The sequence below is a fragment of the Thomasclavelia sp. genome (assembly GCF_047249845.1).
Classification (GTDB): domain Bacteria; phylum Bacillota_I; class Bacilli_A; order Erysipelotrichales; family Coprobacillaceae; genus Thomasclavelia.
The window spans coordinates 41,330-54,703 of sequence record NZ_JBKTWO010000007.1; the positions used below are offsets into that span (position 1 = coordinate 41,330).

Here is a 13,374-nt window from a genome sequence, read left to right on the forward strand (position 1 = left end):
AGAACATGATGAAGTCATCATTCATCATAAGAGAAACGAAGAACATTTACGTTAGGAGGTTTATTGTATGACGGATTTAAGAATGTATACACAAGAAGAAGTGGCAGAAATGTTGCACACACATATTGGTACGATTACCACATTAAGAGAAATTGGTATTCTACCTGCAATTAGAACTGGTAAGAATTACATGATTACCAAAGAAAGTATTATGGAGTTTCAAAAGAATTATGCTGGATTAGATGTTTCTAATCGTGTAAAAGCAATTGAAGCTTATAGATTAGTGAAAAACAGATTGGAGGCTTAATATATGTCGATTCGTAAAAGACCAAGTAAGAAAGCATTGTCGGGGTACACTTATCAAGTGTACTTCCCATATGTTGATTCTATGGGAATTCATAGAGAATATTTTAAAGGTAGATTTACTACAAAGAAAGATGCACAAACTCATGAAGCAATTAAGCGAAAAGAGTTTATGGATTATGGTGATGTGTTAGCAAATAGAGAAATTACTTTTAATGAAGTATTTGAGGAATATATGGAAGTGGAAGGTGTTGCGAAATATGCTCATTCAACAAAACTTTATTATCAGAATACCTATAAGAAACACATCAAAAATACAATTGGTATGTGCAAATTAAGAATGTTGAAATATAAAGATATCCAGAAATATTTTAACGATTTAAAAGTTGGTTTAAGTACAGCAAAAAACATTAAAAAAGTATTTCACGTAACTTTTAAGTATGGTTTGCGTGCTGATTATATAAGAGAAAATCCTATGTCTTATGTACAGTTGCACATTGTACCAACCGAAAATGAAGAAAAGGAAACAATTGTGATTACAAAAGAACAGTTAGATGAAATGTTACAAAAGATTATTGTAGTAAATAAACATACTCGTGATTTTGATTACACACAGTTTAATTATTACGCATATGCAGTTGCTTTATTTATCGGTTGGTATACTGGACTTAGAATTAGTGAAACCTTAGGGTTAAAGAAAAGTAACTTTGATTTAGAAAATAATACGATTAAGATTGAAAGAAGATTGCAGTATCATGGTGTACGAAAGAAAGATTTACATGATACAAAGAGATTGAAATCAAAGAAAGCAAATGCAATCTTGCCTATGGCAGAAAAGTTAAAAGAAGGTTTGAAGATTTGGTTTGAGAAAAATCCATATGACAATGTAATTTGTGATATTCATGGTAATAAGATTTTACCAGCCTCTATGAATTATCGTATCAAATGTGTTGCAGTTGAAATGGGTATCCCAGAATTTAATTATCACTGTTTACGTCATACTTTTTCTACAGCGTTAGCAGATAATGATATTCGACCAAGAGTAAGAATGGAACTTGTTAGACATTCAAATATTGATTTAACTGAGAGAGTTTATACGCATGTGAAAGAATCAAGCAAAGTAGAAGCGATTGAAAATGTGTTTGGAAAGGAAGGTATGTAGTTATGAGTAAAATTGAATATAGCAAGGTTGGGGATTATTATATCCCTAACCTTAAAGTAAAACCTAGAAGAAATATATCATTAGGTAAATATGGAAGAATGAGATTAAATTATTTAAAAGAACATGAGAGAGCGCATTACAATGCTCTCTTGATGAATAATGAATTATATGATCATTTAATTGAGATGGATAAACAAGCGTATGAAATGCACGATAGACTTGTTGAAGAGTATAAAGAAAAATGGGGAATTACTGAAGAATTAAAACAAACGAATCAAATGGAATGGGTTAGACAGATGAATTTGATAAAAAGAATAATTGAACAAATTGTGTATGATGCTCTTATTATGAAGTAAAAATTACTCCCCATGAAACGTGGGGAGTAGTTTATTTAGATAAAACAAAAATATATTCATGAGCTAAGAGATAAAAATAAAGATTTTGTATTTTGTTTTGCCAGTATTTTGTTGAACTACAATTATGTTGTTCCTTGATTATAATCTCTTTTAAAGTGAAGCCATTATTTAAGAAAACTTGCATTGTATTAAAACCTAAAGGTATAACATTCCCATTTTTTCTAATATCGCCAATCATAAAAGAACAATTATGACCTTGTTTTAAAACACGATATAATTCTTTACTCACTTTATCCATATGTAATAAAAAATCTTTATAATCTAGTAATGATAAATCGTTCTCAAGATTTTTACTATATTTGATTATATTTGCATAAGGTGGATGAGTACAGATGAAGTCTATTGAATTATCTTTGAGCATAGTCATTTTTTTAGCATCACATTGATATAATTCGATTTTAGAAGAATTATGACAATCAAAATGTAATCGTTTTTTAGAAATATTGAGAGCATCATTGTTAATATCTATTCCAATAGCATTTCTATTTAATAATTTTGCTTCAATAAGTGTTGTTCCTGAACCTGCAAAACAATCTAGTATAAGGTCATTTTGTTTGGTATATTTAAGAATTAAATTTTTAGGAATATGAGGAGACCAATTTCCTCTATAATCACCTTTGTGTGTAGCCCAATTTCCTCGATCAGGAAAACTCCATATAGTAGTATTTTGTAATTCGTATGTTTTCATATAAAACCCCTCCTACTATATATATACGTAGAAAAATGTAAATTTCCTTTAAAAAAATACAAAAAGATTTAATTTTCTTTAGTTGAGTTTATTTTTCCCTGAAAAAATTCGTTTTTATTTAGTTTTACCTGAGAATATGATAAAATAGCCATGATATAGGAAGGAGTGTTTTTAATGGCAAATCAGAAAAATTTAGTATTAAGTCCAGTTTTAAAATGGGTCGGTGGCAAAAGACAGCTATTGAATGATATAATTCCTATGATACCTAAAAATTGTTCAACTTATGTTGAACCGTTTATTGGAGGAGGGGCTGTATTATTTGAATTACAACCCAAGAAAGCGATAATAAATGATTTTAATAGTGAGTTAATTAATGTTTATACAGTTATCAGGGATTACCCTGAAGAACTAATCAAAGAATTACAATTTCACAAAGATAATAATACATCAGAACACTTTTATGCAGTTAGAGAATATGATAGAAAACCAGAACTTTTTTCTCAAATGACAGCAGTACAAAAAGCAGCAAGAGTTATTTATTTGAATAAAACTTGTTATAATGGCTTGTATAGAGTGAATTCTGCTGGACAGTTTAATTCTCCATATGGGAAGTACAAAAATCCAAATATAGTGAATGAAACGGTCATTAGAGCGATGTCAAAGTATTTCAATGAAAATAATATTGTCATTAAAAATGAAGATTTTAAAGAAGCATTAAAAGGATTGAGAAGAGGTGCATTTGTTTATTTAGATCCACCATACATGCCAATATCTAGTTCATCTTCATTTACAGGTTATACTGAAAATGGTTTTAATGAAGACAAACAAAGAGAATTAAAAGAATTATGCGATAAATTAGATAAAAAAGGTATAAAATTCTTACAATCAAATTCTGATTGTGAATTCATACGAGAGTTATATAGTAGTTATAGAATAAAAACTATTAAAGCGAAAAGAGCTATTAATAGTAAAGGGAATTCTAGAGGAGAAATAAATGAGGTGTTGATATACAATTATGAGTAAGAATAAGGATTTATCAGTAGATGAAGCTTGGGAAAAGTTATTAGAAAAATATGACATTGTAAAGAAAATAGAAGAAGATGGGATATTTCATATTGAGGCTTCACAAATAAAAGAATTTAAAGAGCCGAGATTAATGTCAAAATGGGATAGTTCAGAACAATTGCCTTCTGCTTTGAAACGCAATAAAATCAATATCTTGCCTAACAGTAGACGTTCTTATGTATTAGGAGATTTTCTTTTGTACCAAGATATTCCTGAACTAGAAGAACATGTAACAAAAATGACTGCAGTGGAATTACCAGAATATGAAAGTATAGATATTAACAATATTACATCTGAAGCTAATGCGATTAATGTATTAATATTATCAAAAATATTAGATGACTTTTTGGGTACTGATGAGAATGTTGGTACATTTAATGGACGTATGGGTACAGGTACATTTAATTTCAATGTTAATACTGTGAGAGGATCGAAACAACATATTCTAGTCAATAACGCTCAATGTGAAATAGATGGTGGATTTGAAAATTCAGAGTCAATAGTAATTATGGAAGCCAAAAATGTAGTTCATCCTGATTTTCACGTTAGACAACTTTATTATCCATATAGATTATGGAAAACTAAAGTTAACAAACCGATTAGACTTGTTTTCTCAATATATTCAAATAAAATTTATCGTTTATTTGAATATGAATTTACTGATATAAACGATTATTCATCAATTAAATTGATTAAGAATAAAAACTATTCTCTTCAAGATACAGAAATTACATTAGAAGAACTAATTGAAGTTAGAAATGCTACACCAATAAAGTTTGATGATAATCAAGAAGATAAGAGTTTACCTCCATTTGTTCAAGCGGATTCATTTGATAGAATAATTTCTTTATTAGAGAATATGAATGATAATCCAATGAATGATGAAGAAATAGCAGAGTTAATGCATTTTGGTTCTAATTTAAGTAACGGAAAACCAGTTTTCAGACAATCTCAATATTATTACAATGCAGGAAAGTATTTAGGATTATTTGAAAAGATTCGTACTGAAGAAAATGAAGTGAAATCAGTTTTAACATCTTTAGGTAAAAAAATTTATAAAATGCAATATAAAGAAAGGCAATTAAAGTTAGTTTCTTTAATTTTAGAACATCAGGTATTTGCTGATTTCTTTGATGAGATTATTGCGAATTTTGGTGAATTACCTGAAAACAAGGATATTCAAGAAAGAATGAGAGAATTAAATGTTTGCAACGAAGGACAGATTGCTAGAAGGTCACAATCTGTAAGATGTTGGTTGAAGTGGATTTTCAATTTAATTAGATTATCATAAAAGGAGGTAATTTAGTGAGCTTTTTGAATAATTTTCAATCTGAATTAATTTCTCAAACATCAATAGTTCATTATATTGAATTTCAATTTGAACAAGAATTAAACAAAGTAAGAAGATATCTTAATGTTGAAATTAAAGATGAGCTTTATAATAATAATTCAAATTATATGAAGTTGATTCTTTCAACTTGTGATGAGTTATTAAGTCGAAATTCTAAATCTTATGTTGCAGAGAAAGAGTTACCTGCTATCGCTAGAAATGTTGATGTTAGAGAACCTATAGGTGAAGTGATTGAATATTGCATTGAAACCTTGGAAGACGGAGGAGAATTAGGAGTTGCTGAGTTAAAACAAGAATTAGATAAAATAAACAAAGAAAATGATGAAGATTATTGTTACTATGATTTTACAGAACAGCAGATAGAAGAAATGATTGATTCTGCATACATTATTAAAGATTATAGAAAAAATTATGAATTGAAAGAGCGAGATGAAATGATCAATTCATTTAAAACTAGTATTAAACTTGTAGATAATTCATCATTATCAAATATATTTAGACAATCTTTTATAAATATTTTTTCGATTTTTGATGCTTATGTATTTGAATATATAGAAGAATTCTTTTGTGCTTATCCAAAAGAATTAAGCCTATTTTTAGAGGTGAAAAATAACGAAAAAATTAAATTTACTTTAGACGAAGTAGTAGATTTTGAAGATATAGAAAATCTAAAAAACGAGATGATACATAAGCAACTTGCAGGTAGATACTTGAGCGAATTAATAAATAAATTAAAAAAATATAGACCTTCTCTATTTACAGGTGTTGAATATCCAGTGTTAATGGAAATGATCGAACGTAGAAATATTCATTTACATAATAAGGGAATTGTGGATGAAAAATATTGTAGTTTTTTTAATATATATCATTTTTGTGATGGAGAATACGCATTTATTGATGATAAATATTTATTCAATATAGTTTTTAATACATTATCTCAATTTACCAAAAACATGGAAAAAGAGTTGAATATTGATAATGTAAAATGATGATTTAAAAAATTATTTTCTATTAAGAGAGTAATTTTTTTATTAATTTATTGACAATATAACGAAATATCGTTATTGTGATAATGCGATATCCGGAATATCGAATTATATATAAGTCTGTTAATATTATGGTGTTAACTAGACAGAAAAGAGGTAAATATGTTAGAAAAAACAATGGTGGTAAAAGATAGTTCGTTTAGAAAGTTGGACGATCCATTTGAAAATGGAAAATCAAGAAAATACGTGTTTTATGTAAAGGTTGATGATGTAGCTGAAGGAATTCCAATGACAACAAATCCAAGAGATCAGAAATTGACATCAAATGTAGCAAAAGCGATTACTGACTCTTTGACAAGCAACGATGGATATTTTCATTTGAAAAATAGAGGTATTGTTGTATCTGCACAAAAAGTGAATTATAATAATAAAACCGGAAAGGTTACTATTTATTTTGAGAATACACAATATCATGGGAATATAGATGGAGGACATACTTATAAAATTGTATGTGATCACAAAGGTGAAAATCTAGACCAATATGTTCAATTCGAGATAATGACAGGGGTAGAAGATATAATTGAAAATCTTGCTGAAGCAAGAAATACGTCTGTTCAAGTAGATGAAAAATCAATGGCAGAATTAGCTCAAAAATTTGATCCTATAAAAGAAGCTTTAGAAGGCATGCCTTTTTATAGAAGAATTGCATTTAGACAAAATCAAAGTTCAGTTGATGAGGAAACAGGACGAAATGAAAAAATGATTGATGCACGAGAGGTAGTCGCTATTATAAATATGTTTAATGTTGATAAATTTACTGGTAGCAATCATCCGATTCAAGCCTATTCGTCAAAAGCAAAAATGTTAAGTATCTATTTATCTGATGTAGAATCATATAGAAAATATGTAAATATCATTCCAGATATTTTTGATTTATACGATGGAATTGAACAAGAGTTTGCAAAGGCATATAATGAAGCTGGAGGAAAATATGGTAGAAAGAAATATTCTGGATTCAAAGATGGAAATGTAATTGCAAAAAGTAAATTTGGATTACATGAGTTACAATACAAGATTCCAGATGGAATAATGTATCCAGTAGTTGCTGCATTTAGATCGTTAGTTAAATTTAACGAAAGTACAGGAAAATATGAGTGGAATTCAGGGGTAAATCCTCTAAAAATCTGGGACAAATGTAAAACAGAATTAGCTAGCAAGGTGATGAGTTTTGCTTCTTCAATTGGAGATAATCCAAATGCAGTAGGAAAAGATCAAAATGTGTGGGATTTAGCATATATGACAGTGCTTTTAAATAAAAGCAATTAATTTTGTATCAATAAGTAAAGAGAATAATTAATTGAATGGAGGGATATTCTTGACATATGAAATTAAATTAAAGGTAAAGGATTTGATTGATGAAAAAGGAATGACACAAAAGACTTTGGCACAACTATCAGGCATTCGAGAATCAACAATTAGTGATATAGTACGAGGTACAAGAACAGTTATAAATTTTGAACATTTGTCAAAAATAGCGGAAGCCTTGAAAGTAAATGATATTAGAGAACTTATTGATTTTAAATAGTAAGTATTGAAAATGAACAAATATGAATAGTAAAATATATTGGAATAACTGTCAAAAAGCTGTCAATTTTCTTTTAAATGGTATACAATAAGGATACACAAATGAAAATATTAAGTATTTAAGGGATATTATTGAACTGCTTATTTTCCTAGATAACGATACTTTTTCAATCTCATATGAATAATAAGTAGAACCTCATACAACCTATGTACAATACGCATACAACCGAAAAAGTACGATTTAATCAATGCTTTTAGCCGTATACAACCAGTATAGAGTCGCATATAAAAATCATTGATTTTGCCGTGAAAATGAATTTTTTTCGTGAATTTCCGTAAAAATTACGTGAAAAGTAAGCAGATTTCTTTGATGATATCTGCTTTTTATTGTGAAACAAAAACCACGTGCTATGCGCGTGGTAACAATAAAGCTTTAGCGTCTGGGTAAAAAACCTCCTCGTGATATAATAATTGTAGCCTGGCAGCTGCAAATAAAATAACGAGGAGGTTAGTCTATGAAAGACACAAAAAGTTTATCACATACATCATATAGATGTAAATATCATATTGTAATAGTACCAAAATTTAGAAGGATGGTAATATACAATAAATTAAGACATGATATAAGATTAATTATAAAGACCTTAATTGAAAGAAAACCGGGAGTAGAGCTGATAGAAGGAGAGTTATGTCCTGATCATATTCACCTTCTATTAGAAATACCACCAAAGTATTCTGTGGCGGAGTTCATGGGATACCTGAAAAGCAAGTCAACGCTTATGATATTTGATCGTCATGCAAGTATGAAATATAAATATGGAAATCGAAAATTTTGGGCAAGAGGCTATTTTGTAGATACAGTAGGAAAGAACGAGAAGACAGTGAGAGAATATATTCAAAATCAGTTAGCGGAAGATAAGTTGAGTGATCAAATGAGTATGGAAGAATTTATTGACCCGTTCACAGGAGAACCAGTGGAAGGGTACAAGAAAAAGAAAAAAAAGTAAAAGACCCTTTGAGGGTCAGTGAGTAAATGACGTTGCGGTTGTCAAGGCGTTCAGTGGTCGAATGACTAGCGCAACAGCATGCCCTTACAGGGTGAGTGCATACCACGTCTTTTAGGCGTGGTTATGATTTTGATAAATAATTTGAAGAATAGATTTAATTGTTGGTATAAATTTTCTATGATAAAATAACGATAGAAAGAATTTTATAAACCAGCTAATAAAGATCAAGTATTTTTTTGAAATAATCAATCAGTTTTCTAAGGCATAACGAAAAGACCATAAAAATATGAGTATTATATGTTTTAATGTTTTATGTATCGCCTTGTTTTGATTCACTTAATATTTTTGATACGCGTGAATGATATATCCTTAGAAATTTATTATAGGCAGCTATCATGGATACTCTATACGGCTTTCCTTCTGCACGTTTCTTTAAAAAAATTGGCATACAGTGTCATCAGTCAAAAAACTTTGGTGCTTGTTTATAGAATCCAATAATTCATATCCTATTTTTCTTAATGTTGAAGAACTACGTTTTGATATATGACGTTTAGTGCCTGTGAATTGACCAGTTTGATAGGGTGGCGCATCTATATCAGCATATGCTACCATCGAGGATCTTTGATTTCTGCAATAAGTCTTGGAGCTAGAGTTTCTCCCACACCACCCATCGAAAGAACCATGCTGTATTCAGGCATGGTCTTGGCTAAATCTCTCATTTGGTTTAAAATGATAAAGAGAGAAGAATCAATTTCTCTTAAAACTATTACTGCCTCTTGGACAAGCATTTTTGTTGATGTTAAGTGAGATGGTAATGTGGGGATACTTGTTTGAGATATGAAATAGAGCTAGCGGGCTTCATTTTCATTTTGACGGTATCCTTTTTTCTTTAACCAGTTAAGATACTTCTTAATGAATACTTTCTCGGAACTCTTTGTAGTATTATCACAACGCCAATAGTCAAAAATGAAGTCACATAGCTTATCTTTGCCATTATAGCAATTCAAATCATCGATTGAGTGCTTGTATTTTTTAGGAGAAAGAAGGATTTCACTATAAGACTTTATAGCACAAATGGTACACTTTTCTTTAGCTACATCAACACCAATACTAATCATAAAAAACACCTCCTTAAGTGTAGATTATAGTGGATCCCACTTACTACAACTCATTTTCGTTGGTGACACGTAAGCTTCTATGTAATATAAAAGTCACAACCTGCTTAATCGAATAGAGATAATAAGGGACTGGGTGACTGTTTATAGACGGAAGTATATGAAATATTCCAATTAGAATTGCGTCAAACCACTATATCCCTTATTATATAAGTAAGTGTAGATGAATATAACTAACATCTACATCTATATAGTACGAAATTATAATTTGAGGAGGAGGTATAATGAGCAAGAGAGTGATTCATATATATGGAGCATCTGGTTCTGGAACCTCAACTATTGGCAAATATATATCTGTTAAATGGAATTACTATTTTATGGATACTGATGATTACTTTTGGCAAGAAACCAATCCACCTTATACGAAAAAAAGAGATGTTTCAGAAAGATTATCTATGATGAGAAAAGATATAAATGAACATGAAAAAATTGTTATAGCAGGTTCCCTTGTTGATTGGGGAGATGAGTTAATTCCCTTATTTTCATTAGCTATTCGAGTAGAAACTGATACGAACATAAGAATTGAAAGATTAGTGAGGCGAGAACAAGTACATTTTGGAAACAGAATTGATATAGGCGGAGATATGTATGAAAATCATCAAAAATTTTTAAACTGGGCGACGGCATATGATAATGGCGGTATAGATATGAGAAGTAAAGCAAAGCATGATGAATGGCAAAAAAAATTAGGTTGTAAGTGTATTTTATTAGATGGAAGTTTGCCATTAGAGGAAAACTTCCAAATTATTCAAAGTTATATATAAATCGGAATTTGTCGAGAAGGTATTGATAATGAACGGAAAAGATGTACGTGTCGGTGTGAGCCTGCTGGTCAATGACATGGAAAATATGGTTCAATTTTATAGAGATATACTAGGTTTTCAAACTCAATGGAGTGGTGGACCTTTTGCGGATTTTGAAACCGCAAGTGGAGAACTGTCCTTATTTATGTATAGCAGGAAAGAATTTGTAAAGACAATAAGAGAAGACTATATATTTCCAAAGGGTATCAATCAGACATTTGAAATCGCCCTTTGGCTATCCAATTTTGCTGAGGTAGATTTGGAATATGAGCGTCTGTCAAAGTTGGGTGTGCAGTTTCCTATAGGAGAACCTATCACTTATACTTTCGGTATCCGCAATTTTTACGTAGCTGATCCAGAGGGGAATTTGCTTGAAATTGGAAGTACAAGTGAAACATAGGCTAGAAACTCTACAAATTCCAGTTTATCTGAAAAGAAAATTATAATTTATGGGGGTGATAAGAATGTATAAAACGGAATTAGTAGAAGATATTTCAGTAGGAAATGTGACGAATAAAATAGATGAGAAAATAGCCGAAATGGAAAAGAGAGGTTATCGACTGATTACTATGTCTTTTTTAGGAACGCAAAGAGCAGTCTTAGTTTTTAAAAAAGGATTAAAAGGAAGTATGCTATAAAATAAGTGATTGAAGATATCTAAGTTTTAAAGCACAATATGAGGGTTATTGATCCTAAAGTAACTATGATATTCGAGAATATTATGTATAAAATAAAGTAAAGAAAGAGAAATGGAGGCATTATTTAATAGAAGGAATTATCCTTCATTACAAGAAATTTTTGATAGTTTATATTACTATTATCAAGAAGGTAATCGATTATTAGAATTTGCCAATAGTAAAGACAAAGGAATTGCTTACAAAGAAGCAAAGCTGCTTAGAAATCAAATACATGAAGAGTATCATGAATTAAATCTTATGGCTAATTTTAAATTCTATAGTAAAAAGAAGTTATTATCAAAGCTATATCATGAATATAAAAAGGCAATATCTGATATGAATAAATTTGCAGGTAACTTAAGCTATAAGAATCTAAATAGTTATTTATATGATGTTTATGATTATGTTGCTATAGGATTGTTTAGTTGTAAAAGTAGATTTGAGAGTAACAACGTCACTACAAATGATTTTTTATGTATTAGATATTAAAGAAAAATTGCTCATAAAGGAGAAACGTTTGAAGCATGTAAAGATATCATTGTCAAAGAATCTGAAAAAAGCGGAGTATATGGGCTAACTACTATCAAGTGATATTTGAAAAAGAAGTTGATTATATTAGGAAAAGAGAGACTTTCATGAGAAGAGCCAGAAAAGAAGAATTAGAAGAAATAGCTACTTTTATAGTTGAACGCTTTGAAGGATTAGAGCAATTTATGTTTTTGTATAAAGATTTTGAAAATGCAAAATCAGTCATGAAAAAAGTTACAATTTCAGAATTAAATCTATATTTTGATAAAGGAGATATATTGATTGAAGATGCTGGTGGGCTTCATGCTGTTATTGTAGCTATTAAATCTACTAAATTTACATTTCTCAACATATTATTAAATTCACTTAAAACACAACTCTATTTGAGTGAACTGTCTAAAAGTGATTTAGTTATTTTAAAAGAGAAAATGAAACTTCAAAATAAGCTTCATAATAGAAAATGGTTTAAAAGATATTGCAAAGACTGTTATTATATTACACAGATTGCTATATCAAAAGAAAAAAAGGGTAGTGGTTTATTTCGAAAGGTAATTACTCCAATCCTTGAGGAGTGTCAAAAGAACGACATATGTGTTGTCTTAGAAACCTTCACAGAAAGTAATGTATCTCTTTATGAATATTTTGGTTTTAAATTAGTTGAGATTCATACAAATGATTGTGTTCCTCTTACGGAGTATTGTATGATAAAAGAAAATTAATGAATTCTTGTTTATTAAACTTGAAAATTTGAATTTGTGAGGTTAAGCTGTTTGATTGAAATAAAAGAAATTCGTAAAAATGATTATAAAAAAGTACAAAAATTTGCAATTCAAGGAATGCATTTAGATTGGTATATGGAATTGAATCGTGCAACAAAAGTTTATGGTGCTTATGTTAATGATATTTTGTGGGCGTTTTGATGGCTGAAATGAAGAATGGACCGAAATGCTATTACAGCTTATCAAAAGCAGTTTGTGTGAAGATATTTGATTGGCTTCAACATCTCGTCGCAGGAAAAGGTGTTGGAGAATAGATACAGCAAATAAAGAAATGCTTTCGTCATTTTGTGAAAAGCAAAAAACTGATGGAGAAATAGTTTTTTTGCTATTGACTTAGGATGTAAAATTAAAGGAGCTGGTACAACTTTACTGTCTGTGTTTGAAGTGGGAAAAATGAATTATCTTTATACAGAAAGTGCTTGTAAATATAAGATTTATAAACACCGAGGATTTACAAGGTCAGAAGCAAGGAAAGCTGATGTGGATAAAGTAAAGAAAGATGGAATGTCATATATTATAGCAACGCATGACAAAAATAATTTGAGAAGTGTGAGTGTTATGAAAAAATAGGTATGAAATATTGTTATTCCTATGAAGAGCAATGGCAGCCAAAAGATTTTTTTGTCATATTTTGAATGTATCAGCTTAACTTTGATAGTAATACTGATTTTGTATAAAAAAATATTGGAATGATCCGATAATCATTTTGTTGAGGAATTATAATTTTGCTTTATAAATCTGCTAATAAAAATAACTAGAAAATTAATATATCAACTCTAGCAAATCAATTAAACAAGGCTAAATATTTTATGCTTATAGTAAATAATGATACTCATAATAACACATGAAT

At 29.5% G+C, this 13,374-nt stretch carries 18 protein-coding genes; 16 read left to right on the plus strand and 2 right to left on the minus strand.

Translation table 11 applies throughout. The annotated features are described in order from the left end of the window. The first annotated feature begins 67 nt into the window (after positions 1-67). From ACLR9T_RS02990 to ACLR9T_RS03000, 3 genes are read left to right on the plus strand one after another with little or no spacing between them, the layout of a single operon-like run. On the plus strand, positions 68-307 hold the full coding sequence (locus ACLR9T_RS02990) for a helix-turn-helix domain-containing protein (RefSeq protein WP_029482233.1): 240 nt from the start codon (positions 68-70) through the stop codon (positions 305-307). A gap of 3 nt (positions 308-310) precedes the next feature. Next, positions 311-1,465, plus strand: coding sequence for a tyrosine-type recombinase/integrase (locus ACLR9T_RS02995; RefSeq protein ID WP_413108049.1), 1,155 nt, complete (start codon positions 311-313; stop codon positions 1,463-1,465). 2 nt (positions 1,466-1,467) lie between these two features. Then, entirely contained in the window at positions 1,468-1,821 is a 354-nt protein-coding gene (locus ACLR9T_RS03000; RefSeq protein WP_413108050.1) for a TnpV protein, read from the plus strand. Positions 1,822-1,852: 31 nt separating this feature from the next. On the opposite strand, the gene ACLR9T_RS03005 is transcribed toward ACLR9T_RS03000, so the two are convergent. Next, entirely contained in the window at positions 1,853-2,569 is a 717-nt protein-coding gene (locus tag ACLR9T_RS03005; RefSeq protein WP_413108051.1) for a TRM11 family SAM-dependent methyltransferase, read from the minus strand. A 174-nt stretch (positions 2,570-2,743) separates the two neighbouring features. Between ACLR9T_RS03005 and ACLR9T_RS03010 the strand changes: the two genes are divergently transcribed. The 6 genes from ACLR9T_RS03010 to tnpA all read left to right on the plus strand — a co-directional run bounded on the left by ACLR9T_RS03010 (position 2,744) and on the right by tnpA (position 8,562). Next, positions 2,744-3,592 carry a DNA adenine methylase gene (locus ACLR9T_RS03010; protein WP_413108052.1) on the plus strand — a complete coding sequence of 283 codons (849 nt, stop codon included), beginning with the start codon at positions 2,744-2,746 and terminating at the stop codon, positions 3,590-3,592. Then, positions 3,585-4,925, plus strand: a complete 1,341-nt coding sequence (locus tag ACLR9T_RS03015; protein WP_413108053.1) for a type II restriction enzyme — start codon at positions 3,585-3,587, stop codon at positions 4,923-4,925. Before ACLR9T_RS03010 ends, ACLR9T_RS03015 begins: the two co-directional genes overlap by 8 nt. A 14-nt stretch (positions 4,926-4,939) precedes the next feature. Continuing rightward, a complete protein-coding gene (locus tag ACLR9T_RS03020) occupies positions 4,940-5,974 on the plus strand; it encodes a hypothetical protein (RefSeq protein ID WP_413108054.1) in 1,035 nt (344 codons plus the stop codon). Between the two features lie 159 nt (positions 5,975-6,133). Further along, positions 6,134-7,297, plus strand: coding sequence for an AIPR family protein (locus ACLR9T_RS03025; protein ID WP_029482247.1), 1,164 nt, complete (start codon positions 6,134-6,136; stop codon positions 7,295-7,297). 49 nt (positions 7,298-7,346) lie between these two features. Further along, positions 7,347-7,556, plus strand: a complete 210-nt coding sequence (locus ACLR9T_RS03030; RefSeq protein WP_029482249.1) for a helix-turn-helix domain-containing protein — start codon at positions 7,347-7,349, stop codon at positions 7,554-7,556. Between the two features lie 514 nt (positions 7,557-8,070). Next, a complete protein-coding gene (tnpA, locus tag ACLR9T_RS03035; protein ID WP_413108055.1) occupies positions 8,071-8,562 on the plus strand; it encodes an IS200/IS605 family transposase in 492 nt (163 codons plus the stop codon). An 848-nt stretch (positions 8,563-9,410) separates the two neighbouring features. On the opposite strand, the gene ACLR9T_RS03040 is transcribed toward tnpA, so the two are convergent. Next, positions 9,411-9,680 (minus strand): hypothetical protein, encoded by a 270-nt coding sequence (locus ACLR9T_RS03040; RefSeq protein ID WP_413108056.1) that lies wholly within the window; start codon positions 9,678-9,680, stop codon positions 9,411-9,413. 281 nt (positions 9,681-9,961) lie between these two features. On the opposite strand from ACLR9T_RS03040, the gene ACLR9T_RS03045 reads away from it, so the two are divergent. From ACLR9T_RS03045 to ACLR9T_RS03075, 7 genes are all read left to right on the plus strand, one after another. Next, positions 9,962-10,501: an AAA family ATPase gene (locus ACLR9T_RS03045; RefSeq protein WP_413108057.1), complete on the plus strand. Its 540-nt coding sequence runs from the start codon at positions 9,962-9,964 to the stop codon at positions 10,499-10,501. A 28-nt stretch (positions 10,502-10,529) separates the two neighbouring features. After that, entirely contained in the window at positions 10,530-10,940 is a 411-nt protein-coding gene (locus ACLR9T_RS03050) for a VOC family protein (protein ID WP_413108058.1), read from the plus strand. 64 nt (positions 10,941-11,004) lie between these two features. Next, a complete protein-coding gene (locus tag ACLR9T_RS03055) occupies positions 11,005-11,178 on the plus strand; it encodes a hypothetical protein (RefSeq protein ID WP_413108059.1) in 174 nt (57 codons plus the stop codon). A gap of 111 nt (positions 11,179-11,289) precedes the next feature. Beyond that, on the plus strand, positions 11,290-11,706 hold the full coding sequence (locus ACLR9T_RS03060; protein WP_413108060.1) for a hypothetical protein: 417 nt from the start codon (positions 11,290-11,292) through the stop codon (positions 11,704-11,706). Between the two features lie 146 nt (positions 11,707-11,852). Continuing rightward, entirely contained in the window at positions 11,853-12,464 is a 612-nt protein-coding gene (locus ACLR9T_RS03065) for a hypothetical protein (RefSeq protein WP_413108061.1), read from the plus strand. Positions 12,465-12,515: 51 nt separating this feature from the next. After that, entirely contained in the window at positions 12,516-12,665 is a 150-nt protein-coding gene (locus tag ACLR9T_RS03070) for a hypothetical protein (protein ID WP_413108062.1), read from the plus strand. Positions 12,666-12,917: 252 nt separating this feature from the next. Beyond that, positions 12,918-13,094 carry a hypothetical protein gene (locus ACLR9T_RS03075; RefSeq protein WP_413108063.1) on the plus strand — a complete coding sequence of 59 codons (177 nt, stop codon included), beginning with the start codon at positions 12,918-12,920 and terminating at the stop codon, positions 13,092-13,094. Positions 13,095-13,374: the final 280 nt, after the last annotated feature.